A 26,199-nucleotide genomic window follows, 5' to 3' on the forward strand; every position below is an offset into this window, starting at 1 on the left:
TTCGAAAGGCCCGCGCTGCCCGTGATGGCGCGGCGCGGGCCGAAGATCGCTTAGTCGATCTTCACGTTGGCTTCTTTGGCGATGCGCTTGTTCTTGGCGATTTCAGCGGCGATCTGCTTGCCGAAGTCGGCCGAGCTGTTGGCGGCGGGTTCGGCGCCCAGGGCTTCCAGGCGCGACTTCACGTCGGCGTCGGCGCTAACTTTCTGCACGGCGGCGTTCAGCTTGGCCAGGATGGGTTCCGGCAGCTTGGCCGGGGCAACCAGGCCAAACCACGACGCGTCGTTCACAGCCGGCAGGCCGGCTTCGGCGAACGTGGGCACGTTGGGCAGGCTGGCCACGCGCTTGGGCGAGGCCACGGCCATGGCGATCAGGCGGCCGGACTGCACGTGCGGCAGGGTGGACGGCAGGTTGTCATACATGACGTCGACCTGGCCGGCCAGCGCGTCGTTCAGCGCCGGGCCCACGCCACGGTACGGAACGTGCATCAGGTCGGTGCCCGAAGCCATCTTGAACAGTTCGCCCATCATGTGCGAAACCGAACCGTTGCCGGCCGACGCGTACGTCAGCTTGCCCGGCTGGCTCTTGGCCAGCTTGATGAAGTCGGCGATGTTCTTGGCGTCAACCTTGGGGTTGATCGTCATGATGTTCGGCACGGCGGCCAGGTTCGAGATGGGCGTGAAGTCCTTCTCGCCATCGAACGGCAGGTTCGGGTAGATGGCCGGGTTGATGCCGTGCGTGCTGACCGTGGCGATGCCCAGGACGTAGCCGTCCGGTGCGCTGCTGGCAACGAATGCGCTGCCGATCGAGCCGCCCGCGCCACCGCGGTTTTCCACCACGACGGTCTGGCCCAGTTCCTTGCCCAGCTTGTCCGCGAACAGGCGGCCGACGATGTCGGTGGTGCCTCCGGGCGGGAAGGGAACGATCAGGCGGATGGGCTTGCTGGGATACGCGTCTTCAGCGTGCGCGATACCTGAGGTCAGCGGCATGGCCAGTGTCGCGGCGGCGACACACAGGCCCAGTACTACGTTACGGCGTTGCATGGATTCCCCTAATAAATGGAAAGCGAATGCGCAAAGGCAGTCGCAAACGCAACGATTCTTTCCTGGCGGGGCGGTTTGCGCAAACGAAAGTTTCTCCGTAAGCTATGACTTTTTTTCATGCCTCCCGTTTGCCGACACGATTCGGGCGTTACTTTTGTGTAACTTTTCCGCACTTGGCACACGCGATCGAGGCCGGGGAAACATCCCCGATCAAGCCCCGCCGGGGCGGGAGCCCCACGCGACGTGGGGGCGAATCATGCGACGTTTCTGTCCCTCTTTAACGGATCTTCAAGCATTTGAAGTTGCCGCGCGGCACAGCAGCTTTACGCGGGCGGCTCAGGAATTGTGCGTCACGCAAGGCGCGGTCAGTAAACAGGTGAAACATCTGGAAGAGTTCGTAGGCGTTGAACTATTCCTGCGCATCAGGCAAGGCCTGGTGCTGACCGAGGCCGGCCGCAGTTATCTGACCAAGGTTCAGGCGGGCTTGGGCCAGATCGAAGCGGCCACCGTCGAGCTGATTGCGCATCAAGGGCAGGGCGGCACGTTGAACCTGACCTGTATGCCCACGTTTGGCGCGCGCTGGTTGATCCCGCGCCTGACGGCTTTCATGCGCTTGCGCCCCGACATCCACGTTGAATTCCTGCCGCACCGCCAGGGCTACGATTTTTCCACGCCTGAACTCGATGCCGCCGTGCGATTCGGCGAAGGCATCTGGCCGGGCAGTGGCGCCGACTACATCGTGGGCCGCGACATCGTGCCCGTGTGCAGCCCGCGCTTGATTCCGGGCGGCTGTCCATCGCCCGAGGCTCTGCTGGCGTATCCGCTGCTGCACCATACGTCGGCGCTGGAGGGTTGGCGCGATTGGTTCGAGCAAGCCGGCTGCGATAGCCGTCGCAGCCTGGAAGGCGCGCGCTTTGACCAGTACGCGCTGTTGTCGCAGGCCGCCGCCGCCGGTTTCGGCGTGGCGCTGATTCCGCGTTGCCTGATCGAAGACGAGTTGCGCGACGGCAAGCTGGCCGTGGCCATCAAACTGCCGATCCGCGCGCGCATGGGCTATTACCTGTGTTACCCCGAGCAGAAGGCCAACCTGCCGACCTTGCAGGCGTTTCGCGCCTGGCTGATGGAAGTGTCCCGGGCAGCAGAGCCGCAGCCCAACGCCGAGCCGGCGCCCGAAGCCGCGTCCGAACTAAAATAGCCGCATCATGAGTCAAATATCCACCAAGAAAGGCCGCGTTGTCGTGGGCATGTCGGGCGGGGTCGATTCTTCGGTCACCGCATGGTTGCTCAAGCAACAAGGCTATGAAGTCGTCGGCCTGTTCATGAAGAACTGGGAAGACGACGACGATTCCGAATACTGCTCCACCCGCCAGGACTTGCTGGACGCCGCCAGCGTCGCGGACCTGGTTGGCGTGGACTTCGAGTTCGTCAACTTCGCCGCCGAATACAAAGACCGCGTGTTCGCCGAATTCCTGCGCGAATATTCCGCCGGCCGCACCCCCAACCCCGACGTGCTGTGCAATGCCGAAATCAAGTTCAAGGCATTTCTCGACCACGCCATGGCGCTGGGCGCCGAGCACATCGCCACGGGTCACTACGCCCGGGTGCGCGAAGTGCCGGCCGAGGGGGGCGGCACGCAGTTCCAGTTGCTCAAGGCTCTGGATGCGTCCAAGGATCAAAGCTACTTCCTGCATCGGCTGAACCAGGCGCAGCTGTCGCGCACGCTGTTCCCCCTGGGCGAAATCCACAAGACCGAAGTGCGCCGCATCGCCCACGAGATCGGGCTGCACAATGCCGCCAAGAAGGATTCCACCGGCATCTGCTTCATTGGCGAGCGCCCGTTTCGCGAATTCCTGAACCGCTACCTGCCGACCGAGCCCGGCCCGATCCTGACGCCCGAAGGCCAGCAGGTGGGCCGCCACGAGGGGCTGTCCTTCTACACGTTGGGCCAGCGCAAGGGTCTGGGCGTGGGCGGCGTGAAGGGCCGGCAGCGCGAGGACGGCACGGCCGAGGCCTGGTACGTGGCGCGCAAGGACCTGGAACGCAACATCCTGTACGTGGTGCAGGGGCATGACCATCCCTGGCTGCTGTCCGGCCAGTTGCAGGCCCAGGACGCCAGCTGGGTGGCGGGCCATCCGCCCGCGCTTGCCGGCTACGGCTCCAAAACGCGTTACCGCCAGGCGGATGCAGCCTGCCGTCTGGATCGGGCTGAAGGCGATACGTTTGCGCTGGACTTCACCGACCCGCAATGGGCCGTCACGCCGGGCCAGTCGGCCGTGCTTTACGATGGCGAGGTTTGCCTGGGCGGTGGCATTATTCTGTAGCGCACACGCCGCACCGGCACATGCGCGATCAAGCAAGGCCCCGTGGGCGCGTCGCCCGCGGGGCCTTGTTCATGAACCTGAGAATTCAAAACGAGAGGAGAGGGTTGTGGATGTTTCGATGGTGATTTGCCTGCTGGTGCTGGGCGCGGTGGCCGGCTTTGCGGCGGGGCTGCTGGGAATCGGTGGCGGGATGCTGCTGGTGCCGCTGCTGACCATGTTGTTCTCTTGGCAGGGCATGCCGCCCGAACTGGTGGTGCACGCCGCCATCGCAACGTCAATGACGTCCATCCTGTTCACGTCGATCTCCAGCGTGCGGGCGCACCAGCAGCGCGGCACGATCAAATGGAACATCGTGTGGGCGATGGCGCCGGGCATCATCATCGGCGGGCTGATATCGGGCGGAGCGGTGTTCGCGGCCCTGAACACGCTGTGGCTGTCGCTGTTCTTTGCGCTGTTCGTCGGTTATTCCGGCTGGAGCATGCTGCGCAACAAGAAGCCCAAACCGGCTCGGCAGATGCCAGGCGTGGTGGGCACCAGCGCGGCGGGGGCGGGCATCGGGTTCCTGTCCGGGCTGGTCGGCGCGGGCGGCGGATTTCTGTCGGTCCCGTTCATGGTCTGGTGCAACGTGGCCTTGCACAACGCCGTGTCCACGTCGGCCGCGCTGGGTTTTCCCATTGCGCTGGCCAACAGCGTGGGTTACGTGGTGTCGGGCCTGAATGAAGGGGCGACGCGCCCCGGCATGCTGGGCTACATCTATTGGCCCGCCTTGCTGGCGCTGGTGTGCACCAGCGTATTGACCGCGCCGCTGGGCGCGCGGATGGCGCACCGCCTGCCGGTGCAGACCTTGAAGCGCGTGTTCGCATGCCTGCTTTTCGCCTTGGCGGCGTACATGCTGTTCAAGGCCTGGCAGACGTTCGCGGCGCAATAAGGCAGTTCGGCGGCGGCCCTGGCCGCCGCGCCGGCAAGTCTGGCGCCCGCGCAATGCAAACCGGCCACACAAGGTGGCCGGTCATCAAGCACCCGTGTAAAACGGGCAGGCGGGGAACCGCTCAGGCGGTCTTGGGCGCGGTGTCGATAAACGATTGCCGCTGCGCCAGCTTGTCGTGCAGGCGCGCCAGGTTCAGGTGGTTGGCGCGCCAGTCCAGCGCCGCAAAGCGCAAGTCCAGGTAGCCCAGCGCGCAGCCGACGGCGATGTCGGCCAGGCTGTAGTTGATGCCCATGCAGTGGGCGTTGTCACCCAGGCTTTTGTTCATGGCGTCCAGGCTGGCGTGGATCTTGCCGTATTGGCGTTCGATCCATTCCGGGCTGCGCTGGGCCTCGGGGCGCTGGTTTTCCTTGACGATGGCGACACAGGCGTCCAGGACGCCATCGGCGATGGCCTCCCAGCACTTGACGGCGGCACGGTCACGCCCCTGTTGCGGAATCAGGCGGGCAACGGGCGACAAGGTGTCCACGTACTCGACGATGACGCGCGAATCAAACAGCGCGCCGCCATCTTCCATGACCAGGCAGGGCACCTTGCCCAGCGGGTTGTACGTTTGGATCTGCGTGTCGGCGGACCAGACGTTTTCGAGTTCAAGCCGGTAGTCCAGCTTTTTCTCGGCCATGACGATACGCACTTTGCGTACGTATGGACTGGTAAGCGAGCCGATCAGTTTCATGGAGTCACAAGCGGAGTCGAAAAGCGGCCGAAGTATAGCAGGCCGTATGACGGTCAAGCCGTCCGTTGGCCGGAATCTTCGCCAGTTTGCCACAATGTTGCACGCCCCTGGATGATAAAATCGCCGGGTTTTCCCATCCGTAGCCATTTCTTCTTCAGACCATGCAAATCGCCGACCAGTTGAGCCAACTTAATGCCCTTTCGCCATTGGATGGCCGTTACGCTTCCCGGAGCGACGCGCTGCGCGGCCTGCTGTCCGAAGCCGGCTTCATGGCGCATCGCGTCGAAGTCGAGGTGGCCTGGCTGGTCGCCCTGTCCGACGCCGGCCTGCCCGAGCTGCCCGCCTTTTCGCAGGCCGCCCGCCAGCGCCTGCAACAGCTGGTGCAGGATTTTTCGGAAGCCGATGCCGGCCGCATCAAGGACATCGAACGCGTCACCAACCATGACGTGAAGGCCGTTGAGTACTGGCTGAAGGAAAAAGTGGCCGACGACGCCGAGTTGGCGCGCGCCGCCGAATTCATCCACTTCGCCTGCACCTCGGAAGATATCAACAACACCTCGCACGCGTTGATGCTGTCGCGCGCCCGCGATCAGGTGGTGGTGCCGCGCCTGCGCGAACTGGCCGCCAAGCTGAACGACATGGCCGTGGCGCAAGCCGACCAGCCGATGCTGTCGCGTACGCACGGCCAGCCGGCCAGCCCCACCACGCTGGGCAAGGAGTTTGCCAACGTGGCCGCGCGCCTGAATCGCGCCATTGTCGCTGTCGAAGCCGTTGAACCGCTGGCCAAGCTGAACGGCGCCACCGGCAACTACAACGCCCACCTGTCGGCCTACCCGGAAATCGATTGGCCCGCCTTCAGCCAGCGCGTGCTGGCCGGCCTGGGCCTGACCCAGAACCGCCATACCATCCAGATCGAACCGCACGACTGGATGTCGGCCCTGTTCGACGCCATCACCCGCGCCAACATCATCGTGCTGGATCTGGACCGTGACGTCTGGGGCTATGTGGCGTTGGGCTACTTCAAGCAGCGCCTGAAGGAAGGCGAGGTCGGTTCGTCGACCATGCCGCACAAGGTCAACCCCATCGACTTCGAAAACTCCGAAGGCAACCTGGGCCTGGCCAATGCCGTGCTGCGCCACCTGGCCGACAAGCTGCCAATCTCGCGCTGGCAGCGCGACCTGACCGACTCCACCGTGCTGCGCAACCTGGGCGTGGGCCTGGGCTATTGCCTGGTGGCGTGGGACGCCTGCATGCGCGGCCTGGGCAAGCTGGAAGTGAACACGGCCGCCATCGACGCCGATATCGATGCTTGCTGGGAAGTGCTGGCCGAGCCGGTGCAAACGGTGATGCGCCGCTACGGTCTGCCGCAGCCTTACGAACAACTCAAGGCATTGACGCGCGGCAAGGGCATTACCGAAGAAGCGCTGCGCGAATTCATCCAGGGCCTGGCGTTGCCGGAAGAACCCAAGGCCCGCCTGTTGGCAATGACCCCCCGTTCGTACATCGGACTGGCCGCCGAGCTGGCCCGGGCGGTATAGTCGCCATGCCGCGCGCGTCATGCGCGCGGCATTCTTGTTGTTCTTACGGGAGATTGCAATGCAAAAGTTGTCCACGCTAGTCGCGTTGGCCTGTATGACCGTGGCGCCGTTGCTCGCGACGACCGCCTCGGCACAGTTCGCCAAGCCCGAAGACGCGGTCAAGTACCGCCAATCGGCGTTGACGCTGATGGCCTCGCACTTTGGTCGCATGACGCCGGTGGTCAAGGGTCAGGCGCCTTACGACGCCGCGCAGATCAAGGCCAACGTCGAAGTGCTCAAGACCTTGTCGGCGTTGCCGTGGACGGCTTTCGGGCCGGGAACGGAAGGCGGTGATGCTCGTCCCGAAATCTGGAGCGACGCTGCCGGCTTCAAGCAAAAGCAACAAGCCTTCCAGGACAATATCGTCAAGTTATCGGCAGCTGCTGATTCCGGCGACCTGGACAAGCTGCGTGCGGCCTTCGGCGATGTGGGCGCCAGCTGCAAGGCTTGCCACGACTCGTACCGCAAGAAGAAGTAAGGCGCTGCCGTCTGGCGACGGCATCGATACTTTCCAAGCAAAAAGCCCTTCGATGCATTGAGGGGCTTTTTGTTTTTCCGCGCGCTGGGTTCGTGCGTGGCGGATTACGAAAACGACATGTCGGCCACGATTTCCAGTGACCGTATCCACAGCACCAGGCCCGTCACGCAGGCGCCCAGCAGCAGTGCGCGCAACCACACGGCGAAACCGTCCTGTGCGGGCGGCGTCCCGGCGGGCAGGTCCTTGGCGTCGACATCGCCCGTGATGATGGATCGCACCAGGCGCTTGCGGCGCACCAGCGCGTACCAGGCAACCGCCACCAGGTGCAGCGCGATCAGGCCGATGATTACCCACTCGTTCAGCTTGTGCCACGACGTCAGGGTGCTGGCGGTGTCGGCGCTGACGTAACCGAACAAAGGCCCTTGCATCATGATGTCGTCGGTGGTGAACAAGCCGCTGACGGCTTGAAAGCCGATGACCAGCAGCAGCGCCAGTACCGACAGGGCGCCCAGCGGATTATGTCCGGCGGGCGCGGCGGCGCCCTTGAGGTATTTGGCCACCGCGCCGGGGCCGCGCACGAACGTGGCAAAGCGCGCGTAGCGCGGGCCGACGATGCCCCATAACAGGCGGAAGATAATCAGGCCCAGCGCCGTACAGCCAAAGCGCACGTGCCAGTCCATATACAGGCCGCCCAGCTTGACGCTGACGAACGCGCCGACAATACAGACGACTAGCGCCCAGTGAAAGAGGCGGGTGGGAAGGTCCCAGATCCGTACCGCGAGTCGATTGTTCTGCATGGTAAGCGTGCCAGGGCTGCGTTGCGAGCGACTTTATCACGCAACAATGAAATCGCCGCGCACCAGGCGCGGCGAAGCTGTCAGCGATATCGGCGCGTGGCGCCGATGGGTTCAATACGAAGCGTTGCGCACCGATTCGATGCGATGCACGTGTTCGTGGCGGAAACGGATCCGCTGGCCAGGGGCCTTCTGCGTGGTATTGCCGCAAGCCACGACTTCCGTCGTGTAAGTCGTCGTGCCGTTGATCGGCGCGTTGAAGATGACGGTTGCGCGAATGGCCGGGCCATTGGCCGGTTGCAGATGAACGATGTCGCCGATATGGATCGGGGTGTTGTCCAGCGTCGTGTGAGCCGGGCGGCGGATCAGGTCCGAGGTAGTGAAACGAGTATTCATGGTGTGTGTTCTCTTAGGTTCTAGTTATTAGAAAAGCTGCGTCTGGCGCATGCTGCGAAGGGCGGACGTACCAAAAGCGCCTCGCGTCCTCGCGGTTGCCTTGTCACCGGGTTTTGTTTTGACAGGGCAGGCATGACACTAACGCATAAGTGTTGCCGTCAGTTTGCGCATTCTCATGTTTTTTGCGTGCGCGCGTAACGGGGTACTGCGGGGGTGCTGCGGCCCAATGCCATCGGTCAGTCCTGGACGACATTGGTTCGAGCTAGAGGGCTGCCATGTCGGTGCATGCGCCTGCGGGCTCAAGGGATCGCACAGAGCGGGTTGACTCTGGCGGGTGCTGTGCGACCTGGAATGTGATGGGTAATCACGATCCTGGTTGCAACGTGTCTTGTTGCTTCTTTCCAAGCCGGACTGGCGGATTGGTGAAGATGTGGCGGGGTAGTGCCATGTATCCGGACGGATGCTGGCGATTTGCGCGTTTTTTCTCGTGATTGGTTTTGGGAAACCTGGAGTTTTTGCAAATCAGACTGCAATGCCGGGAGGCTGGGTGGCGCGCGGTTTTCGCGGCGGGTACCCGGGTTCAAGCCCCTGGTCTAATGTTTTCGGCCAATTTATTCTGGGAAATATGGGGCGCGAAAATGCATTAGTCGTCGATATTATCGCGACTTTTATTGCCGTGCAAGTGTTTTTTAAGGGGGCCAGGCCAGGCCCCCGGGGCGGGCTCAGTGCTCGGCCTGTCGGGCCTGGCGCTGGGCCTCGATGATCAGCTCTTCAAGGCGGGGAGACATCCGCAGCGCCACTTGCGCGCCCATCGATCCGTCGGGCTGGCGTTCGGTTTCAAGGGCCAAAACGATGCTTTCGTCGTTGAACGCCTCGGGCGCCGCGTCAAGGTCTGCATAGCGCAGGACCAGCGCGTCCACGGCCTTTTGGGCGGCCGCCAGGGCGTCTTCCGACAACTGGCCCTGCCCAAGGTACTGATTCACCACGCGAGCCAGGTCGTTCATGAAATACAGCAGCGCGGCCGCACCGCGGCAGTCGGGCAGGGTGAATCCCCAAGGGGCGGAAGAGGCGGGTTGAGTCATGAAGTGCGGTACCACGTAACGAAGGCCGGCTGGCCGGGATTTCGCATTTTACGGCCCCTTCAAGGCGGCTTCCCTCGGAAGCATCGACCAGGGTGCGCCGCCGGGGCGGGTTCCCTTCGGTGCCTCTCTTCTCGTGCCTATCTTCTCGTGCCTATCTTCTCGTGCTTCCCTTTGATGCATACTTCCGGGCCATCATGATTCGACTTGCCCATTCTTGCGACCTGACCCGCCTGGCCGACATCGAACGCTCCGCCGCCCAACGCTTTCTTGGCACGGACATGGCGTGGGCCGTCGACGGCGACACCTTGCCATTGGACACGTTGCGTCAGGCCCTGGCCGCTGGCCTGCTGTGGGTTGCCGTGGACGGCGAGCGGCTGTGTGGTTTTGCGCTGGCCATGCCGCTGGATGGCGACCTCTACCTGGCTGAAATGTCCGTGGCCATGCCCGAGCAGGGGCGCGGTCTTGGGCGCGCGTTGATGCGGGCGGTGCTGGACCACGCACGGCAGGCGGACCGCTACCGCGCCGTGGTGCTGACCACCGACCTGCATCTGCCCTGGAACGCGCCGTTTTATCGACGGCTGGGCTTTGACGTAGTGGCGCCGTCGTATTCGTCCGGCTTGCAGGCGCGCTTGCAAGCAGAAGCCGCCGCGGGCTTTGACTCCGCGCGCCGCTGTGCGATGGCTTATCCCTTGGCGCAACGGCCCGTCCAGCCGTGAGCCACGGCGTCCGTTTGCCGGCCCCTGTGTCAACTCGCTTCGATCGCAACAAATTCCACCCGTGGGCGGCGCGCGGCAAGGGCTTCAGGATAATCTGGCCTCATGCGTCGACTTCCGTTTCGAAGGCGGCGCGGTCTTGATCGGTCTGTAAATCAACCCGCTATGGCGAGGAGGACACGCATGTCACTGTGGCGAGCCGGCCTGATGGTTCTGGCAACGGCGTCGCTGTTGTTCGCAACGGCGTGCGTCAACAAAGAGCCCCAGGAGCGCGCGGCGTTCATCCAGCTGCTGCAAGCGCGGGTCAATAACGATGCGCTGCTGCCCCTGCCCGCCCTGAGCAAGGCGGAAAAGGAAGCGGTGGGCGATTACGCCGACGCCTACGAAGTCATCACCGATTTCCAGCAGAAAATGGCCAAGTCGGCCCAGGACATGCACGCAGTGCTTGAGTTGGAAACGATTCGATCCGTCGGTGAAATCGTCCAGCGTCAAAGCGGTTTCGAGGCCGCGCGCAAGACGCTTGCCGACAGCGCCGGCCGGCTGGAGGACGCCCGCGCGAAGGCGGACAGCGCGCGCGCCAAATTGGAATTGCCGGCGGATCTGGCGCCGGTGTATGACGGCGTGTACGACGAGGCCGTGACCGGGCCCGCCACCGAGCTCATGCGGTCGGCTTCCAAAATGGATTCGGTGGCGCGCGATGCGCTGGGCGTTGGGGCCTTTGTGGCCGCCAATGCCGCCGACATCCAGCTGGTGGACGACCAGGCGCGCGTGGCGACGCCCACTCTGCAACAGGAACTGAACCTGCGCCTGCAAGGCCTGAACGCACAGTCGGACGCCTTGACCCAGGCTCGCCGGACGATCCTGTTGGCCGCGCGGCGCGGCGAGTGACAGGGCGCTGGTGCATGGGCTTTGTACAATGCGGGTCTCGCGGCGATCGCCGTGCCTGGAATGGAACATGAGCCAATCACCCAGCTTGCACTACAGAACCTTTCTGCTCCTGCTCGTGGTGGTCTCCATCGCGTTCGGCTGGCTGTTGTGGCCTTTCTACGGCGCCGTTTTCTGGGGTGCCATTCTTGCCATCATCTTTGGACCCTTGCAGCGCCGTCTGGTCAAGCGCATGGGCGGGCGGCGCAATCTGTCCGCGCTGATCACATTGCTGGGCGTGTTGCTGTTGGTCATTCTGCCGTTGGTGGCGATTACCGGGTCCCTGGTTCGCGAAGGCGCCAACCTGTACCAGAGCATCAAGTCCGGCGAACTGAATTTCGGCGCCTATTTCCAGCAAGCCATGGCGGCGTTGCCGCCTTCCGTGCATGACGTGCTGGCGCGTTTCGATCTGGCCGATATTCCCAGCTTGCAAGAAAAGCTCAGCGCCGGCGCGATGCAGGCCAGCCAGTTCCTTGCGACCCAGGCGCTGAGCATCGGGCAGGACACGTTCCAGTTCGTCATCAGCTTCGGCATCATGCTGTACCTGCTGTTCTTCCTGCTGCGGGACGGGCCTGAGCTGTCGGCGCGCATCAAGCGCGCCATGCCGCTTAGCGACGCGCACAAGCAACATCTGTTCCGCAAGTTCACGACCGTGGTGCGCGCCACCGTCAAGGGCAACATCGCGGTGGCGGCCGCGCAGGGCGCGCTGGGCGGCATCATCTTTTCGATTCTGTCGATCCAGGGCGCGCTGCTGTGGGGCGTGATCATGGGGTTTTTGTCGCTGCTGCCGGCCATCGGGGCAGGCCTGATCTGGGCGCCCGTCGCGATCTACTTCCTGCTGACCGGCGCCGTGGTCAAGGGTGCGGTGCTGATCGCATTCGGGGTGCTGGTCATCGGCATGGTCGACAACGTGCTGCGACCCATCCTGGTGGGCAAGGACACGAAGATGCCCGACTACGTGGTGCTGATTTCCACGTTGGGCGGCATGGCCCTGTTCGGGCTGAATGGTTTTGTGATCGGGCCGCTGATCGCCGCGCTGTTCATGGCGTGCTGGGATCTTTTTTCGCCCACCGACAACACGCTTGAGCAGCAAGACAAGCTGCCGGTGGCGCCGCCGAAATAACGATTCGGCGCTGGCCGACTAGCGCCTGGCGGCTGGCCATTGCATCAACGCAGACGTAGCAACTGGTCGCCAATGAGCAGGTCGCGATCGGCTCGGGGGCGGGTGCGCACCAGCCCCTGCTTTAACGCCTGCGCCACATCGTCCACGCCGGTGACGTCTTCCATGGGTTGTTCAAAGCTGGCGGCGTGCAGGTCGCCTAGATAACGCCATTGGTCGGCCGCATCCAGCGTAAACGCGCTGAAGCGGTCCGGCCCCGGGTAGTCTGTGTCGGATTGAGGCGCCACGTACAAAACCAGTTCGTCCGCGCCGTCACCCGTCAGGTCGGCGAAGATGACACGGCAGCGCGACACAGGCGGTGCCTCGGCGGTAGACGCAGCGGCGCCCGACGCATCGGCGCCCGACGCTTCGGCGCCCGACGCAGCGGCGGCCGACGCTTCGGCACGGGCCTGGGGCTGGGCCTGGGCCTGGGCACCAGGCACGCACGCGCGTGCCAACGCGGGATGTTCGCGTCGCAGAGTGCGCCACCACGCCACCGGGACGTCGCGCCCGGCCGGTGTCACGGCCAGCGTTACAGCAAGGTCGGGGGCTTGGTCCCGCGCGGGATCCAAGGGCGCGTCCCAGCGGAAATATCCGCCTTGCAGCGTCTCTTTGGCGGCTTCGGCAATACGAGGGTCGCGCGCATTGGCAGCGCCGTCCGCCAGCCGGCGCAAGGCATCGTGCCCCCACACGCCGTAGTCTCTGCCCATGGCATGAAAGCTGAAATCCTCCGGATCCTTGCGCCCGTCCACCAGCCGCTGAAACTGGCTTTCGGCGCTCAGGCGCAGCGGGTTGGCCAGCGGCGTGGCAAGCGCCAGCAGCAGCGCCACCGTGGCCAATGCCGCGACCAGATTGGTGGCTGCAAGCGCCGCATGATGGTGTTTGCCACGTATCGCCGCCCATGCATACCCGACCCCGTACAGCACCAGGATCGCAGCGGCACCCACGCCCCAGGCGCGCAGCACCGTCCAGCCGTATTGCTCGACGCGAACTACCGCGCCGGTCAGGGCGACGGCCGCCAACGGCAACAGACACACCATCGCCCAGCGCAACAGCCGGCGCAGCCCAGGCCCAAACGGGTCTGCTTGCGGACCGTCTTGCCAGGCCGCGTTGATCAGCTTGATCCAGACCAGTAAAAAGGCGATCAGCGCGCCGGCGGATAATTGCACGGCCTGAAGCCCCAGCGCCAGCCTTGCCGCCAGCGCGACGGTAAAGGCCAGGCCCACTGCCGTCACCAGCGGCAGCAGCCACGCATTGAGCGTCAGCCAGGCGCGTTGCAGGATGTTCGTCAGCGCCGGCCGGCGGCGCACGCCGACCAGGCAGGCGGCCAGGACCATCGGCCACACGGCAAAGCGGAACGTCGCGTCCTCGACCAGGCTGCGCACGATGCGGATTCCGATCATGTCGAACATCGCCCCGGCCGCCGCCATCAGCAGGCAAACACAAAGCGCCAGGCCAAGGCTCAAGCCCAGGTGGACCGAGTTGCGCCATGCAGCGCGGAAAATGGCGGGGTAGTTCCAGCGAGGCCTGTGAACGTCCAGCGCCTGCACCAAGGCCAGCAGCACAAAGCCGACCATGCCCGCCAACAACAGCGCCATTGCCGTCTCGCCACGGCCCGCCCAGCCGCCTCGTTCATCAGGCATGGATCCAAAGGCGGCGGTCATGCCGTAAGCAGTGACCAGCGGCAGCAACACGCCGAAGATGCCCAGCGCCGTCAGCCACCGTCGGCGGCTTTTCATTCCCGACAGCAACGCTGCGGCAAGCGGCATCAGCGCCAGCCATTGCAGCAGGAAATACAAGGCGAAGGGGTGGCCCCAGGGCCAGGCCCGATGGGCCATTAACTGCTGCATGCCCGCGCCCAGCAGCGCGGCGATGGCGCCATGGATCAGCACGGTGATATCCGCCGCGTCCAGGCGGGCGCCGACGGTCTTTTTCAGGGACGGATTATTCATGGCGGCGATAGTAGCAACAGCTTGGCTGTCGCGCCCGGACAAGACGCGTTTCGCCCCCATCAAATCGTCGCGGGCGCGGATTTTTCGGAGTAAATTGGGGACGCGATGTGGCGCGCCAAAGGCGTGATAACGCCCCGAAAAGGCGTCTGTGCGCGGAGTGTGCGGTTGCGGCTTCTGCAATAATTTCTGAATTTCATCCTGACCGGACGGCGATCCGTACAGGACGTATCGGGAGGCGCATGGTTCCAAGGGGGAAGACGATGGCTGATGGCGAAAGCCTGCCTGGCGTGCGGACGCGCCCTCAACACCGGTATTCAATGCGCACCGGTCTGCTGACACTCGTCTTTGCCTGTATTTTGCCGGCCCTGGTCGTGGCGTCGGTGGCGGTGTACGAAAGTTACGTCGTCCAAAAAGACCGGATCCTGCGAGACACGATTTTCCTGGCTCGCAACCTTGCCGCCATCCTTGATCGCGAGCTGACCGGCGTTCAAGCCGGCTTGCAGATGCTGGCCACCTCGCCAGACCTGCTTAGCGGCGACCTTGCCAGTTTTCATCAGCGCGCGCGGGATTCGTTGCGTTTTCAGATCGTGGACAGTTATGTCCTGACCGACCACGACGGGCGCCAGCTGATCAATACCCTGGCGCCCTTTGGCGCGCCATTGCCTCTGAGCGGTGCGCCCGATGACCTGCGACGGGTATTCGCTACGCGGGCGCCGGTGCTGACCAGCCTGTTCATCGGCGGCGTCAGCAAGAAGCCGACGATTGCGATGGGTGTACCGGTGGTGCGGGCCGACAATGTGATTTACAGCCTGAACGTGGGCTTGTCACCCGACCGTATCGGCCACGCGCTGGCCCGGCGCGCCTTGCCCGAAGGCTGGGTGGCCGCGGTGCTGGATGGCTCGGGAACAATCATCGCCCGCACCCGCGACGGCGCGAAGTTCGTCGGCCAGAAGGCCGTGCCGGCGCTGGCGCAGGCCGTGCAGCAGGAAGGCGAAGGGGCGTTCGAATCCATCACCAAGGAAGGCACGCCGGTCTACACGGCGTTCAGCCGTTCGATGTTGTCGGAGTGGACGGTTGTGGCGGGTGCCCCCATGAGTCTGGTCACCACGGATCTGTACCGGTCGATTGCCTGGATTGCCCTGGGCACCTTGTTCGCGTTCGGCCTGGGGCTGTGGCTGGCGTTGCGCCTTGCCAGCCGCTTGACGTCCGCGGTGCAGGGGTTGGTCGGGCCGGCGTTGGCGTTGGGCGAGGGGCGCACCGTCGAGCTGGCGGGCACAAGCGTCAAAGAGGCAGAGGAAGTCGGCACGGCGTTGTTGCAGGCGTCCCGCATGCTGGCGCACGCGCAGCACCTGGCACACTACGACCCCTTGACCGGCCTGTGCAACCGGGTGCTGTTCGGTGAGCTCGTGCTGCGCGAATTAGCCGTGGCGCAGCGCAGCGGCGAATCCTTCGCCATCCTGGCCATCGATCTTGACGGCTTCAAGGCGGTCAACGACCTGCATGGCCATGCCGCTGGCGACACCGTGCTGAAAGAGGCCGCGGACCGCATGGCGCGCGCGATCCGCGTGTCCGATGTGGCAGCCCGGCTGGGCGGCGACGAATTCGCGGTGCTGCTGCTGGGCGTGGGCCAGGAACAGGCGCAGTCCGTGGCCGAGGCGCTGGTCGATAGCTTGTCTTTGCCCTATCCGGGCATCAGCGTGGGCGTGTCGGCCAGCGTGGGTATTGCCGTCTATCCCGACTCCGGTATTACGATGTTGCAGCTGCTTGAGCGCGCCGATGTGGCGCTCTACAAGGCCAAAGGCGAAGGTAAGCGGCGGGTGGCGTGGGATCGCTAGCGCGGGGCGCCAGGCGGTTTACGCGTCAGGCCGCGGCGGTTGCTGGGGCGCCAGCGCCGTCAGGACCTCGCCGGAATTCAACTGATATCGTCGCTCACCCAGGGCGATCACGCCTTCTCCCTCAGACGTTCTGAGGATGTACCGGGACGTCGCAAGCAGGGGCGGGCCGGACGCACCGGGCGTATCCGCTTGCAAGAAGACTTCGATCCGGTAAAGCCGGCCCGACTCCGTGCTGGCTAGCACATCGCTCAATCTGCGTATGGAAATGGCCATGCCGCTGATACTCCCTCTTGTTTGATGTTTCAGTGGGTCTGTCGCGTATCCCGGCGCGGTACTGGCCGCCCCGGTCGGTCACTACGATAACGATTGGTTTTCGCTACACTGCCCGCCTGCCGCCGCTCGGGTGCCAAACGAGGGGCATCAAGCAAATTAGCGGAAACGGTAATGCGATTCTCTCCCGGCCGGAATACGGCCACATTTTTCGGTCTGCTGGCGATCTTGCTTTGGGGCACGGTCGTCGGCCTGATTCGCGGCGTCAGTGAGAATTTCGGCGCCGTCGGGGGCGCCGCGCTTATTTATACGGTAGGTTCAGCCTTCCTTGTGTGTCTGCTTGGGTTTCCGACGTTACGGAGTTTTCCGCGGCCTTATCTCTGGGTGGGCAGCATGCTGTTCGTTGCGTATGAGATCTGCCTGTCGCTATCCCTGGGGTTTGCGCTGGACCGCGCCCAAGCTATCGAACTGGGCATCGTCAATTATCTTTGGCCTTGCCTGACTGTGCTGTTCGCCATTGCCATGAACGGGCAGCGCGCCAATGCCTGGGTGGTGCCCGGCATATTGCTGTCGGTATGCGGCATCGTATGGGTCGTGGGCGGATCAAGCCTGTCTTGGGAACGCACACTGGCAAACATTTCCAGCAACCCCCTGAGTTATGGATTGGCATTGGGCGGCGCCATTATCTGGGCCGTGTATTGCAACGTGACCAAACGATATGCCGACGGTAAAAACGGCGTGACCTTGTTTTTCATGCTGACGGCGGCAGCCTTGTGGGCCAAGTACGGATTCAGCGCCGAACCGCCGTTGGCGTTTACCGTGCCCGCCACGCTTGAACTCGTTATTACCGGCGGTGCAATGGCTGCCGGTTACGCGCTGTGGAACGTGGGCATACTGAACGGCAACTTGACCTTGTTGGCGACGGCGTCCTATTTCACTCCGGTGCTGTCCACCTTTTTCGCAGCCGTATGGCTGTCTACCCGCTTGACCGCGTCATTCTGGCAAGGAGTGGCGATGGTCACAGCGGGCTCTTTGTTGTGTTGGGCAGCAACGAAAAGCAAAGCCGCTCGGGGCGTGTAGCCCGGGGCGGCGATTACCGAAGGTTGAAAGCAATCAGTCGATCAGCATGGACTGCGCCACCGCGTATCCCAACGGGATAAGCAACAACGACGCAAAAGTTGAACTGACAATCGCCGCCGATATCTTCAGCCAGGGCTCGGGGCCCGCGCTTCGAATCGTTTGAACCACTAATCCGACGATACCCATAACCATCAAACAGCTCATTACCACTGCTACGTAAGTCATGTTGTCTCCGTCCTCGCCTGATTAAAGGGATTCGGCGCCGCGTTGTACGGTCTGTATGTGTGAACTGATTGTGCGCCTGTATTTGCGGACTTGGCCCTAGGGTTTTCCTGGCGCGGGGATCTCGGTGTGGCGTTTTTGCCGCGCGGTCCGCAGCATGAATTCGTGTGCGGTTGCAGCAATTCAAACGGTGTACGCCAAGGGCTTCATGCATCCACGGTTTGCGCTACGATGGCGGCGTCCCATCCTGGAAAAGGCGGCAACATGCCGAACAGATTGCGCCCTGGCACGCGTGCCACGCTTCAAGTCAGGCAACTGCTGCCGGGCGAATTCGCCTGGATCATCACGTTGCTGGATCCCGAAACCGGCAATGTGCACAGCACCAATTATTCTGAAAAGCGATATGGCAGCCAGGATGAAGCTTCGGTTGCCGGTAAGGCCGCAATCATGAAAATCCTGGGTAAAGACGGAAATAATGCCGTGGCGATAAGCCGGGACGGCAAACCCAAGCCGTGAAGCCCCCTCGCTGTTGAATGACCGAAAGCCCTCGCAAGAGGGCTTTTTTGCGCGCGCTGGTAATGGCTAATGGGAGCGGAGGACGCGTAGGGCGGGTACGGCGGGGACGGGGTGGCGGGACGTTGCCGGTGCCGGGAACGCCGCTTGCTGAAGGGCAGGGCGGTGCACTTTGCGCCGCAGAGGAGAACCGATCATGCCCCAGTCCCCGCATCGAGAGCCCGGCTTGCCGGACGATCTGCCGCCGGATGACCCGTCGTTGCCCGGCAACCTGCCGCCCGACGATCCCCTGTCGGACCCGAATCAGCCCCCGGATGATCCGCCGTTGCAGGACCCTACACCGCCTGCGCCGGACCCCCGCATGCCGGGCGCGATCGACCTGGCCTGAGCGCCACGTCCACTTTTTTCGATAACCCTGAGAAGGAGTCTGTCATGCGTTCCATTTTGCTTTGGCTGCTTGGCGTGCCTATTCCCATCATCATTTTGCTGGCGCTTTTCTGGCATTGATGCCGGTTGGCCGTCTCGTGCATCGGCGTCGGTGCGGCGTTGCACGCAGCCGGCGTGAAATAACAATGAACAAGGAATCACCATGGAAAACGCATCATCTTTGAGCCAACCCTACGGCGCCGTGCCGCCACGCGAGTCGGCGATATCGGCGGTGTCCTGGGCCGCGGTATTCGCGGGTGCCGTGATCGCCGCGGCGCTGTCATTGGCCTTGTTTGCCGGCGGTACCGGCCTGGGCTTCCTGTCTGTGTCGCCCTGGGGCGATGAGGGCATGTCGGCGCCCGCCGTGGGCATCAGCATCATTGCGTGGATGCTGTTCACGCAGATCGTGTCGTACGGTATCGGCGGCTACGTCGCCGGGCGCCTGCGCACCAAGTGGGTGGACGTGCATTCCGACGAGATCTATTTTCGCGACACGGCGCACGGCTTTCTGGTGTGGGCACTGAGCGCGGTTGTCAGCGCGGCCTTGCTGGGTTCGGCCATTGCCACGTTGGCGTCCGGCGCGGCCAAGGCGGGCGCGTCGGTGGCTGCCGGTGCAGGCACGGCGGTGACGGCCACGGCCGCGGCCGGCGCCAGCGGCGGTGGCATGGATCGCGCAACGGAGTACTTCACCGATACGTTGCTGCGTTCGGACCGGCCCGAAGCGGCTGGCGACCGTAACGCCGCCCGCACGGAAGTCGGCCGCATCGTGGCCATGAGCCTGGCGCGTGGTGACATGACGCCCGAAGACCGCGACTACGTGGCAAAGGTCGTGGCCGCGCAAACCGGTCAGGAACCGGCCGTGGCGCAGCGCCGTGTCGAGCAGACCATCGCCAACGCCAAGAAGGCCGCCGAAGACGCCAAGCAAAAGGCCAAGGAAGCGGCCGACAAGGCGCGCAAGGCAGCCGCCGCGTTCGCGCTGTGGGGCTTCGCATCGATGCTGATTGGCGCCTTCGTCGCCAGCCTGGCCGCAACCTGGGGCGGCAAGCGTCGCGATACGCTTCGCAAGCTGTAAAGCAGAAGCAGGCGGATGGGGCAGACGCAGGCAGCAGCGCCCCGGGCGCTTTGCGCTAATTTTGCGCAGGGGCAGTGCTCCAGCCCTCCGCCCCAGCCCCTGCAATGCAAAAGGCCCTCACCGAAGTGAGGGCCTTTTTAAATTCTTGGTGGCGCATCCCTGATTCGAACAGGGGACCTGCGGATTATGATTCCGTCGCTCTAACCGGCTGAGCTAATGCGCCAACTTGTCGTGCTTTTTCTTACTTTTCTTTTTCCTGCTTTCTCCGCTTTTCAGTGCCCGGTTTGTTTCCAAATTCGTGTCGCTGATCAACGAAGAACGAAATTCTAGCATAAAACTTTTTTCGCGTGCAAGCGGGCGGCAAGCGAAAAATCAGCGTGCCTTTTCACGCATCCCTGGCCAGCCGAATGCCCGAAAATTGCCAGCGCGCTTCCGGTGGAAAAAAGTTGCGGTAGCTGGCCCGGACATGGTCGCGCGGCGTCACGCACGAGCCGCCGCGCAACACGTATTGGTTGCACATGAACTTGCCGTTGTATTCGCCCACCGCGCCTGCGTCGGGCTTGTAGCCGGGATAGGCGTCGTACGAACTTGCCGTCCATTCCCAGGCGTCGCCAAACAGCTGGACCGGTCCGCCGGACGCATTGCGCGCGGGCGCGGGACGCGGGTCCAGGTGGCCGTTTTCCAGCATGTTGGCGCGGCCGGGAAACACGGGGTCGGTCTGCTGGCGCGCGGCGTGTTCCCATTCCGCTTCGCGCGGCAAGCGCACCCGGGCCCAGCGCGCATAGGCATCGGCTTCGTAGTAGCTGACGTGCGTGACGGGCGCCTGCAATTCCACTTCCCGCAGGCCGCGTAGCGTGAAGACCTGCCAGTCGTCGCGTTGGCCTTGCCAATAAAGCGGCGCGCGCCAGCCCTCGGCGCACACGCGGTCCCAACCTGCCGACAGCCACAGTTCGGGCCGCTTATAGCCGCCGTCGCGGATGAATTCCAGGAACTCGTGTTGGGTGACCAGGCGGTCGGCCAGGTAGTAAGGCCCCAGCAGCACCTCATGCGCCGGGCCTTCATTGTCAAAACCAAAACCTCGGCCGTCGTGGCCGATGCGCGTAATGCCGCCGCCATAGCGCGTCCACCCGGGCGGCGTGGCCGGCGGCAGTGCGGGCGAGCCCGGCGCCACGTACGCGGGCTTGAGGGGATTGAAGGACAGCATGTGCTTAAGGTCGGTCAGGATCAATTCCTGATGTTGCTGTTCATGGTTCAAGCCCAGTTCAAGCAGGGCATCAAACGCAGGATCATTGCCGCCCAGCCGCGAAATCAGGTCGTGCATGGCCGCGTCGACATGCTGCCGATATTGCTGGACCTCGGACAGGGCAGGGCGCGACAACAGCCCACGCTGCGGTCGCGGATGCTTGGCGCCGATGGCGTTGTAGTAGGAATTGAACAGCATCCGGTACTGCGGGTGAAACACGCTGTAGGCCGGGTGGAAATGCGTCAGCAGGAAGGTCTCGAAAAACCAGGTGGTGTGCGCCAGGTGCCACTTGACGGGGCTACAGTCCGGCATGGACTGCACCTGGCAATCTTCAGGACTGAGCGGCGCTGCAAGCGCGGTGCTGGTGGACCGCACCGCGTCGTAGCGGTCATGCTGGCCGGCCTGCCCGCTTGCGTAGGGTCCGGTGGCGGGGTGAGTCAGCAGGCAGGCAGGTTCCATGGCGATCCTCCAGTGGCGTTGATGAACTGCCCGCGTCATGCACGGGCGCTGAAAACCGAGAACCAGCCGCGCGAATCCGACCAGTGGGCAATGTCGCCAAAGCCCGCGCGTTGCAGCAGGTCCGAGAACGCTTGCGGCGTGAATTTGTAGGAATTTTCGGTATGGATGCGTTCGCCTTCGCGAAATTCGCGCTGGCCCCCGGGCCACGACACACGCACCGCGCGTAGCGCTTCAAGATGCATTTCCACGCGCGACCGGGCGCTGTTGAACAAGGCGACGTGGCGCCAGTCGGCCACGTCGAAATCGCTGTCCAGCACGTTGTTCACGTGCCGCAGCAAGTTCAGATTGAACGCCGCGGTCAGGTGTAGTGCATCGTCATAGGCAGGCTCAAGCACCTGCTTGGGCTTGACCCGGTCTACCCCCACCAGCAGTCCGCCACCGGCGCATTGCGCGCGGATGCGCTTGAGCATGGCAAGCGCACTGTCCGGATTCAGGTTGCCAATGCTGGAACCGGGGTAGAAGAACAGGCGCTGCGCTGGCGGAACGCCCGCCGGCAACGCAAGAATTTGTGAGAAATCCTGGCCCACCGGAGTCACTTTCAGGTCGGGGTACGACAAGCGCAGGCGTTCCACGGCGGCTTGAAGATAATCGGCCGAGATATCGATGGGGATGTAGTGCTGGGGGCGTAAGCGCGCGAACAGGCGCTCGGCCTTGACGCAATCGCCCGCGCCCAGATCGATCATCGACTGCACCGGCCCGATGTGGCGTGCGATGTCGTGGGCGTGATTCTGAAAAATCTCGGCTTCGCAGCGCGTCGGGTAGTACTCCGGCAGTTGGGTAATGGCTGTGAACAGCGACGAACCCAGCGCGTCGTACAGAAACTTGGGGTCGATATGCGCCGGATCATCCAGCAAGCCGTCGCGCAGCTCTGCCTGTTCGGGACGGGGGGCCTGGGCCTCGTGCGCCACGAAAGACGGCGCTGCGGGGGCAAGCATTGCGGAAGGGGAAACCATGCGTTCATTCCTTTTTTGAGGCAGTTGAAGCGCATTGCAAGGGGGTTATTGTGGCGGCCAGGGGGGCTGCGGTGTCAAGCGCTAAGCCGCTGAATGCAATGGACTTTTACGAAATTGAAGCAGCGGGCCGAAACAGGGATGCCGCCCGCCCAGCGCTTCGCGGTAGCCCTACAGCAAGTTTCGGGCCGCTGAAATATCGGATTACGGCTGGTTGCGAAAGCTGGAGCGGCGCCGCCAAATGATCGGCACAATGGGGACATGGTCAACGGGGTGGCGTCGTTGACGTTGCGGCAACGCGGCGTGGCTCTCCCCCCTTGCGACCCCAATCTTCAAAGGAGCGACTATGAATCGAAAGCACCAACGCGCCGAGATGGCTCTGCACCGTGACCGGGTCAACGACAGCTTCCGCGATCTGCTCTCTGGAACCGAAGACCTCTTGCGTTCGACGGCTTCTTATACGGGCTCCGAGATTGAATCCGCCCGTGCTCGGCTGAAGTCGCAACTTGCCGAAGCGCGCCACCATGCGGGTGATTGGGAAGGCGCGGCACGCGAACGTGCTTATCGCGCCAAGGCCTACGCCGATGAATACGTGCACGAGCATGCCTGGAAGTCGGTGGGCGTGGCGGCATTGGTAGGCGCCTTGCTGGGCTGCCTGGTGGCCAGCGGCCGGCGTTAAGCCGAAGTCGCCATGAGACCACCACCGGCCTTGGGCCGGGTAGTACGCGCGCCGGGCGCGCCTTCGTGGCTGTCCGGCGCGCGTCGTTGGGCGCACGCATTGGTGCTGGCGTGCGCGGCCACGCTGCTGGCGGCCTGCGCCCGGGTGCCGGACGCCGATGAACGCCAGGCCCGTAAAGAACAGGCCGGGCTGTCCGCCGAGGCCGCACGCGAAAGCTACCGGCGCGGCCAAGGCATTGTTGCCGACCCCAACACGCCGAAGGATGATTTCCTGGCGCGTCACCTGGCGGTCGAGCAAGCCGTCAGCGGCGCGCCTCTGTCGCCCGGCAATCAGGTCAAGTTGCTGGCCGACGGGCCCACGACCTATCAAGCGATGCTGAAATCCATTGCACAGGCGCGCCGCTATGTGCACATGGAGACCTATATTTTTGAAGACGATGCCGAAGGAGCGCGCTTTGCCGAGGCGCTTATCGCCGCGCGCAATCGCGGCGCCGAAGTGTCTTTGATGGTCGACGCGGTGGGCACCATCAAGACGCCCGACGCCTTGTTTCAACGCTTGCGCGACGCAGGCGTTCAGGTGGCGGTGTTCAACCCCGTCAACCCGGTTGCCGCGCGCGCGGGATGGTCACCGAACCAGCGTAATCACCGCAAGGTGCTGGTGGTTGATGGCAAGGTCGGCTACCTGGGCGGCATCAATGTCAGCAGCGTTTATGAGTCGTCGCCGGGGTCGGCCTCGGGCTCGACCCCCGGGTCGGGTGGTAAATCCAGTGGCGGCTCGGGCAGCGGCGCGGGCAAAGAGGCTGATGCCAAGCCGGACGATGAAAAACAAGACGGCCCGAAGGCCAAGGGCGATGCCAAGGCCGCGCCATGGCGCGATACGCACTTGCGCATCGAAGGGCCGGCCGTGGCGCAGCTGGAACAGGTGATTCAGGCGGGGTGGGCGTCGCAATCGGATGAACCGATCAAGGGCGGCGGCACGCATGTCGCGCCGCCGACGGGGTCGACCACCGTGCGCATCCTGGCGAATCAACCCGATCGCAGCGACGGCTATACCGTCTATCTGACGCTGATGTCGGCATTTGAAAGCGCGCAGAAATCCATCCACATCACCATGGCGTACTTCGTGCCCGATCCGGCCTTTATCGACGTGCTGTCGGCGGCCGCGCGGCGCGGTGTCGATGTGGTGTTGGTGTTGCCGGGGTTCAGCGATTCGTCGCTGGTCTTTAACGCCGGCCGCTCGCATTACACCGATCTGCTGGAAGCCGGCGTCAAGCTCTACGAGCGCCGCGATGCCTTGTTGCATGCCAAGACGGCGGTGGTGGACGGCGTCTGGTCCACGGTGGGGTCCAGCAATATGGACTGGCGCAGTTTCGCGCTGAACTACGAGATCAACGCGGTCGTGCTGGGCCCGGAATTCGCCGGCGAAATGGAAGCGCTGTTCCAGCGCGACGTTGCCGATTCCGTGCCCATCACCCCGGAAACCTGGCGGCAGCGGGGGGTGGACGATCGGTTCATGGAGTTCTTTTCGCGGATGTTCGAACGCTGGCTGTAGCGCCCGCGTCCGACCATCCGCCCAAGCTGTCTCAAGCGGTCAGCGCTGCGTGGCTAGGCGCGGTGCTCGGCCAGCGCCGTGGTGATGTCTTGCGTGGGTTGGAACGATTGCGCCTGGGCCATGGCCCAGCCCACGCGAAACACCTGATGCCGGAATTCGCCTCGCAGCAGTTCACCTGGCGCCAACTCCGGAAACAGCGCCGACAACAAACGGATTTCGCTGGACGAGATGCGGCGTGCGATGTGATGCGGGCGCAGTTGGCCCGGGTGCGTCAGGCCCGCCGCCGCCAGAAGCTCGGCCAGCGCATGCAGCGTATTGCGATGAAAGTTGGCCACGCGCTGGGCCTTGTCGGGCACCACCAGCGCGCGCTGGCGCAGCGGGTCTTGTGTGGTGACACCGGTGGGGCATTTGCCGGTATGGCAGGCCTGAGCCTGGATGCAACCGATGGCGAACATGAAACCGCGAGCCGCATTGCACCAGTCGGCGCCCATCGCCATGACGCGCGCCATGTCGAAGGCCGTAATGATTTTTCCGGATGCGCCGATCTTGATGCGGTCGCGCAGGTTCACGCCGATCAAGGTGTTGTGCACCAGGCGCAGCGCTTCGCGCAGCGGCGTGCCTACGTGGTCCACGAATTCAACCGGCGCCGCGCCCGTGCCGCCTTCCGCGCCGTCCACCACGATGAAATCCGGCGTGATGCCGGTTTCCAGCATGGCCTTGACGATGGCGAACCATTCCCAGGGGTGGCCCACGCAGAATTTGAATCCTACCGGTTTGCCGCCCGACAGTTCTCGTAGCCGCGCCACGAATTTCATCAAGCCGATAGGCGTGTCGAAAGCCGAATGGCTGGCTGGGGAATTGCAATCCTGCCACGCGGCCACGCCGCGTGCCTCGGCGATTTCCGGGGTGACCTTGCCGGCGGGCAAGATACCGCCATGGCCGGGCTTGGCGCCCTGCGACAGCTTGATTTCAATCATCTTCACCTGCGGCGTACAGGCGTTTTTGATGAAGGCTTCTTCGGAGAATGCTCCCTGTTCGTCGCGGCATCCGAAGTAACCCGACCCGATGTTCCACACCAGGCTGCCACCCGGCTGGCGGTGATAGCGGCTAATGCCGCCTTCGCCGGTGTCGTGCGCAAAATCCCCTTGGCGCGCGCCTTCGTTCAATGCCAGCACGGCGTTGGCCGACAGGGCGCCAAAGCTCATGGCCGACACGTTGAAGGTAGACATCGAATAGGGCTGCGTGCAGTCCGGGCCGCCCACCGTGACACGAAAGTCTGTGTCATTGATGTGCGAGGGCGACATGGAATGGTTGATCCATTCGTAGCGGTCGCCGTACACGTCTTCCTGCGTGCCGAAGGGGCGCTTGTCGATTTCGCGCTTGGCGCGCTGATAAACAATGGAACGTTGCGCGCGCGAGAAGGGCGCGGCCTGCGTGTCGTCTTCCAGGAAATACTGGCGGATCTCGGGTCGGATGAACTCGAACAGAAAGCGCAGGTTGCCGATGACGGGATAGTTGCGCCGGATGGCGTGGCGCGTCTGGATCAGGTCGTAGACGCCAAGCGCGCCCAGCATCGCCAGCGGAACGGCGGCCCATAGCCACCACAGTGAATCGGTAGCCGCCAGGAAAGCGGTGACGGCAGCGCCGGCAAGGGTCAATAAAAAGGCCGTGTAACGGCCAAGCATCCAGCTCATGTTCTCTCCGGGGTGCGCAAGTGACGCCACCATACACCAGCCGGCGCG

The 26,199-nt window shown here is 63.8% G+C and carries 25 protein-coding genes and 1 tRNA gene; 15 read left to right on the forward strand and 11 right to left on the reverse strand.

All coding sequences use genetic code 11. From position 1 onward, the window contains the following. Positions 1-50: 50 nt before the first annotated feature. Positions 51-1,040 (reverse strand): tripartite tricarboxylate transporter substrate binding protein, encoded by a 990-nt coding sequence (locus tag KYT87_RS08205; protein ID WP_046805528.1) that lies wholly within the window; start codon positions 1,038-1,040, stop codon positions 51-53. Positions 1,041-1,296: 256 nt separating this feature from the next. On the opposite strand from KYT87_RS08205, the gene KYT87_RS08210 reads away from it, so the two are divergent. The 3 genes from KYT87_RS08210 to KYT87_RS08220 all read left to right on the forward strand — a co-directional run bounded on the left by KYT87_RS08210 (position 1,297) and on the right by KYT87_RS08220 (position 4,289). After that, positions 1,297-2,235 carry a LysR substrate-binding domain-containing protein gene (locus KYT87_RS08210; protein ID WP_046805527.1) on the forward strand — a complete coding sequence of 313 codons (939 nt, stop codon included), beginning with the start codon at positions 1,297-1,299 and terminating at the stop codon, positions 2,233-2,235. A 7-nt stretch (positions 2,236-2,242) separates the two neighbouring features. Next, positions 2,243-3,361, forward strand: coding sequence for a tRNA 2-thiouridine(34) synthase MnmA (gene mnmA / locus KYT87_RS08215; RefSeq protein ID WP_219991977.1), 1,119 nt, complete (start codon positions 2,243-2,245; stop codon positions 3,359-3,361). A gap of 106 nt (positions 3,362-3,467) precedes the next feature. Further along, on the forward strand, positions 3,468-4,289 hold the full coding sequence (locus KYT87_RS08220; protein WP_046805525.1) for a sulfite exporter TauE/SafE family protein: 822 nt from the start codon (positions 3,468-3,470) through the stop codon (positions 4,287-4,289). 121 nt (positions 4,290-4,410) lie between these two features. Here KYT87_RS08220 and KYT87_RS08225 read toward each other — a convergent pair whose 3' ends face one another. Further along, the gene (locus tag KYT87_RS08225; protein ID WP_104143238.1) at positions 4,411-5,022 is read right to left on the reverse strand and encodes a glutathione S-transferase; all 612 of its coding nucleotides are present in this window, start codon (positions 5,020-5,022) and stop codon (positions 4,411-4,413) included. Positions 5,023-5,183: 161 nt separating this feature from the next. On the opposite strand from KYT87_RS08225, the gene purB reads away from it, so the two are divergent. Beyond that, positions 5,184-6,560 (forward strand): adenylosuccinate lyase, encoded by a 1,377-nt coding sequence (gene purB, locus KYT87_RS08230; RefSeq protein WP_219991978.1) that lies wholly within the window; start codon positions 5,184-5,186, stop codon positions 6,558-6,560. A gap of 58 nt (positions 6,561-6,618) precedes the next feature. Further along, complete coding sequence (locus KYT87_RS08235) at positions 6,619-7,077, forward strand: cytochrome c (protein WP_046805522.1); 459 nt, start codon at positions 6,619-6,621, stop codon at positions 7,075-7,077. 104 nt (positions 7,078-7,181) lie between these two features. On the opposite strand, the gene KYT87_RS08240 is transcribed toward KYT87_RS08235, so the two are convergent. The 3 genes from KYT87_RS08240 to KYT87_RS08250 all read right to left on the reverse strand — a co-directional run bounded on the left by KYT87_RS08240 (position 7,182) and on the right by KYT87_RS08250 (position 9,349). Then, complete coding sequence (locus KYT87_RS08240) at positions 7,182-7,874, reverse strand: cytochrome b/b6 domain-containing protein (RefSeq protein WP_219991979.1); 693 nt, start codon at positions 7,872-7,874, stop codon at positions 7,182-7,184. 111 nt (positions 7,875-7,985) lie between these two features. After that, positions 7,986-8,267, reverse strand: coding sequence for a hypothetical protein (locus tag KYT87_RS08245; RefSeq protein ID WP_046805520.1), 282 nt, complete (start codon positions 8,265-8,267; stop codon positions 7,986-7,988). A 722-nt stretch (positions 8,268-8,989) separates the two neighbouring features. Beyond that, a complete protein-coding gene (locus KYT87_RS08250; protein ID WP_046805559.1) occupies positions 8,990-9,349 on the reverse strand; it encodes a hypothetical protein in 360 nt (119 codons plus the stop codon). A 194-nt stretch (positions 9,350-9,543) separates the two neighbouring features. Between KYT87_RS08250 and KYT87_RS08255 the strand changes: the two genes are divergently transcribed. The 3 genes from KYT87_RS08255 (at position 9,544) to KYT87_RS08265 (ending at position 12,109) form a co-directional block, all read left to right on the forward strand. After that, positions 9,544-10,065 (forward strand): GNAT family N-acetyltransferase, encoded by a 522-nt coding sequence (locus tag KYT87_RS08255; protein WP_219991980.1) that lies wholly within the window; start codon positions 9,544-9,546, stop codon positions 10,063-10,065. Between the two features lie 180 nt (positions 10,066-10,245). Then, complete coding sequence (locus KYT87_RS08260) at positions 10,246-10,950, forward strand: DUF3053 family protein (RefSeq protein ID WP_120154517.1); 705 nt, start codon at positions 10,246-10,248, stop codon at positions 10,948-10,950. A 67-nt stretch (positions 10,951-11,017) separates the two neighbouring features. Next, complete coding sequence (locus tag KYT87_RS08265) at positions 11,018-12,109, forward strand: AI-2E family transporter (RefSeq protein ID WP_046805517.1); 1,092 nt, start codon at positions 11,018-11,020, stop codon at positions 12,107-12,109. A gap of 44 nt (positions 12,110-12,153) precedes the next feature. On the opposite strand, the gene KYT87_RS08270 is transcribed toward KYT87_RS08265, so the two are convergent. Continuing rightward, complete coding sequence (locus tag KYT87_RS08270; protein WP_219991981.1) at positions 12,154-14,097, reverse strand: DUF4153 domain-containing protein; 1,944 nt, start codon at positions 14,095-14,097, stop codon at positions 12,154-12,156. A gap of 260 nt (positions 14,098-14,357) precedes the next feature. Between KYT87_RS08270 and KYT87_RS08275 the strand changes: the two genes are divergently transcribed. Further along, on the forward strand, positions 14,358-15,932 hold the full coding sequence (locus KYT87_RS08275; protein ID WP_046805515.1) for a sensor domain-containing diguanylate cyclase: 1,575 nt from the start codon (positions 14,358-14,360) through the stop codon (positions 15,930-15,932). A gap of 444 nt (positions 15,933-16,376) precedes the next feature. Further along, positions 16,377-17,282, forward strand: a complete 906-nt coding sequence (gene yddG / locus KYT87_RS08280; RefSeq protein ID WP_046805513.1) for an aromatic amino acid DMT transporter YddG — start codon at positions 16,377-16,379, stop codon at positions 17,280-17,282. Positions 17,283-17,315: 33 nt separating this feature from the next. Here yddG and KYT87_RS08285 read toward each other — a convergent pair whose 3' ends face one another. Further along, positions 17,316-17,507 (reverse strand): hypothetical protein, encoded by a 192-nt coding sequence (locus KYT87_RS08285; RefSeq protein WP_046805512.1) that lies wholly within the window; start codon positions 17,505-17,507, stop codon positions 17,316-17,318. Positions 17,508-17,768: 261 nt separating this feature from the next. On the opposite strand from KYT87_RS08285, the gene KYT87_RS08290 reads away from it, so the two are divergent. From KYT87_RS08290 to KYT87_RS08300, 3 genes are all read left to right on the forward strand, one after another. Further along, positions 17,769-18,020 (forward strand): hypothetical protein, encoded by a 252-nt coding sequence (locus KYT87_RS08290; protein ID WP_046805511.1) that lies wholly within the window; start codon positions 17,769-17,771, stop codon positions 18,018-18,020. A 193-nt stretch (positions 18,021-18,213) separates the two neighbouring features. Further along, positions 18,214-18,405 (forward strand): hypothetical protein, encoded by a 192-nt coding sequence (locus KYT87_RS08295; protein ID WP_046805510.1) that lies wholly within the window; start codon positions 18,214-18,216, stop codon positions 18,403-18,405. Between the two features lie 201 nt (positions 18,406-18,606). Next, a complete protein-coding gene (locus tag KYT87_RS08300; RefSeq protein ID WP_046805509.1) occupies positions 18,607-19,515 on the forward strand; it encodes a hypothetical protein in 909 nt (302 codons plus the stop codon). 146 nt (positions 19,516-19,661) lie between these two features. On the opposite strand, the gene KYT87_RS08305 is transcribed toward KYT87_RS08300, so the two are convergent. The 3 genes from KYT87_RS08305 to egtD form a co-directional block, all read right to left on the reverse strand. Beyond that, a tRNA-Met gene (locus tag KYT87_RS08305) sits at positions 19,662-19,738 on the reverse strand. Between the two features lie 162 nt (positions 19,739-19,900). Then, complete coding sequence (gene egtB, locus KYT87_RS08310) at positions 19,901-21,217, reverse strand: ergothioneine biosynthesis protein EgtB (RefSeq protein ID WP_219991982.1); 1,317 nt, start codon at positions 21,215-21,217, stop codon at positions 19,901-19,903. Between the two features lie 35 nt (positions 21,218-21,252). Beyond that, positions 21,253-22,230, reverse strand: coding sequence for an L-histidine N(alpha)-methyltransferase (gene egtD / locus KYT87_RS08315; protein WP_219991983.1), 978 nt, complete (start codon positions 22,228-22,230; stop codon positions 21,253-21,255). Between the two features lie 343 nt (positions 22,231-22,573). On the opposite strand from egtD, the gene KYT87_RS08320 reads away from it, so the two are divergent. After that, positions 22,574-22,906 (forward strand): YqjD family protein, encoded by a 333-nt coding sequence (locus tag KYT87_RS08320; protein ID WP_046805506.1) that lies wholly within the window; start codon positions 22,574-22,576, stop codon positions 22,904-22,906. A gap of 12 nt (positions 22,907-22,918) precedes the next feature. Continuing rightward, entirely contained in the window at positions 22,919-24,457 is a 1,539-nt protein-coding gene (locus KYT87_RS08325; protein ID WP_255594007.1) for a phosphatidylserine/phosphatidylglycerophosphate/cardiolipin synthase family protein, read from the forward strand. A 53-nt stretch (positions 24,458-24,510) separates the two neighbouring features. Here the strand turns inward: KYT87_RS08325 and KYT87_RS08330 are convergent, their stop codons facing one another. Next, positions 24,511-26,151, reverse strand: a complete 1,641-nt coding sequence (locus KYT87_RS08330; RefSeq protein ID WP_219991984.1) for an FMN-binding glutamate synthase family protein — start codon at positions 26,149-26,151, stop codon at positions 24,511-24,513. Positions 26,152-26,199: the final 48 nt, after the last annotated feature.

The organism is Achromobacter sp. ES-001 (assembly GCF_019448355.1).
Lineage (GTDB): Bacteria > Pseudomonadota > Gammaproteobacteria > Burkholderiales > Burkholderiaceae_B > Achromobacter > Achromobacter spanius_B.

Bases quoted from the DNA above. Each gene is read 5' to 3' on its own strand.
- KYT87_RS08205 (WP_046805528.1), bottom strand. From the start codon at position 1,040: ATGCAACGCCGTAACGTAGTACTGGGCCTGTGTGTCGCCGCCGCGACA.
- KYT87_RS08210 (WP_046805527.1), top strand. From the start codon at position 1,297: ATGCGACGTTTCTGTCCCTCTTTAACGGATCTTCAAGCATTTGAAGTT.
- mnmA (WP_219991977.1), top strand. From the start codon at position 2,243: ATGAGTCAAATATCCACCAAGAAAGGCCGCGTTGTCGTGGGCATGTCG.
- KYT87_RS08225 (WP_104143238.1), bottom strand. From the start codon at position 5,022: ATGAAACTGATCGGCTCGCTTACCAGTCCATACGTACGCAAAGTGCGT.
- purB (WP_219991978.1), top strand. From the start codon at position 5,184: ATGCAAATCGCCGACCAGTTGAGCCAACTTAATGCCCTTTCGCCATTG.
- KYT87_RS08235 (WP_046805522.1), top strand. From the start codon at position 6,619: ATGCAAAAGTTGTCCACGCTAGTCGCGTTGGCCTGTATGACCGTGGCG.
- KYT87_RS08240 (WP_219991979.1), bottom strand. From the start codon at position 7,874: ATGCAGAACAATCGACTCGCGGTACGGATCTGGGACCTTCCCACCCGC.
- KYT87_RS08245 (WP_046805520.1), bottom strand. From the start codon at position 8,267: ATGAATACTCGTTTCACTACCTCGGACCTGATCCGCCGCCCGGCTCAC.
- KYT87_RS08250 (WP_046805559.1), bottom strand. From the start codon at position 9,349: ATGACTCAACCCGCCTCTTCCGCCCCTTGGGGATTCACCCTGCCCGAC.
- KYT87_RS08255 (WP_219991980.1), top strand. From the start codon at position 9,544: ATGATTCGACTTGCCCATTCTTGCGACCTGACCCGCCTGGCCGACATC.
- KYT87_RS08260 (WP_120154517.1), top strand. From the start codon at position 10,246: ATGTCACTGTGGCGAGCCGGCCTGATGGTTCTGGCAACGGCGTCGCTG.
- KYT87_RS08265 (WP_046805517.1), top strand. From the start codon at position 11,018: ATGAGCCAATCACCCAGCTTGCACTACAGAACCTTTCTGCTCCTGCTC.
- KYT87_RS08270 (WP_219991981.1), bottom strand. From the start codon at position 14,097: ATGAATAATCCGTCCCTGAAAAAGACCGTCGGCGCCCGCCTGGACGCG.
- KYT87_RS08275 (WP_046805515.1), top strand. From the start codon at position 14,358: ATGGCTGATGGCGAAAGCCTGCCTGGCGTGCGGACGCGCCCTCAACAC.
- yddG (WP_046805513.1), top strand. From the start codon at position 16,377: ATGCGATTCTCTCCCGGCCGGAATACGGCCACATTTTTCGGTCTGCTG.
- KYT87_RS08285 (WP_046805512.1), bottom strand. From the start codon at position 17,507: ATGACTTACGTAGCAGTGGTAATGAGCTGTTTGATGGTTATGGGTATC.
- KYT87_RS08290 (WP_046805511.1), top strand. From the start codon at position 17,769: ATGCCGAACAGATTGCGCCCTGGCACGCGTGCCACGCTTCAAGTCAGG.
- KYT87_RS08295 (WP_046805510.1), top strand. From the start codon at position 18,214: ATGCCCCAGTCCCCGCATCGAGAGCCCGGCTTGCCGGACGATCTGCCG.
- KYT87_RS08300 (WP_046805509.1), top strand. From the start codon at position 18,607: ATGGAAAACGCATCATCTTTGAGCCAACCCTACGGCGCCGTGCCGCCA.
- egtB (WP_219991982.1), bottom strand. From the start codon at position 21,217: ATGGAACCTGCCTGCCTGCTGACTCACCCCGCCACCGGACCCTACGCA.
- egtD (WP_219991983.1), bottom strand. From the start codon at position 22,230: ATGGTTTCCCCTTCCGCAATGCTTGCCCCCGCAGCGCCGTCTTTCGTG.
- KYT87_RS08320 (WP_046805506.1), top strand. From the start codon at position 22,574: ATGAATCGAAAGCACCAACGCGCCGAGATGGCTCTGCACCGTGACCGG.
- KYT87_RS08325 (WP_255594007.1), top strand. From the start codon at position 22,919: ATGAGACCACCACCGGCCTTGGGCCGGGTAGTACGCGCGCCGGGCGCG.
- KYT87_RS08330 (WP_219991984.1), bottom strand. From the start codon at position 26,151: ATGAGCTGGATGCTTGGCCGTTACACGGCCTTTTTATTGACCCTTGCC.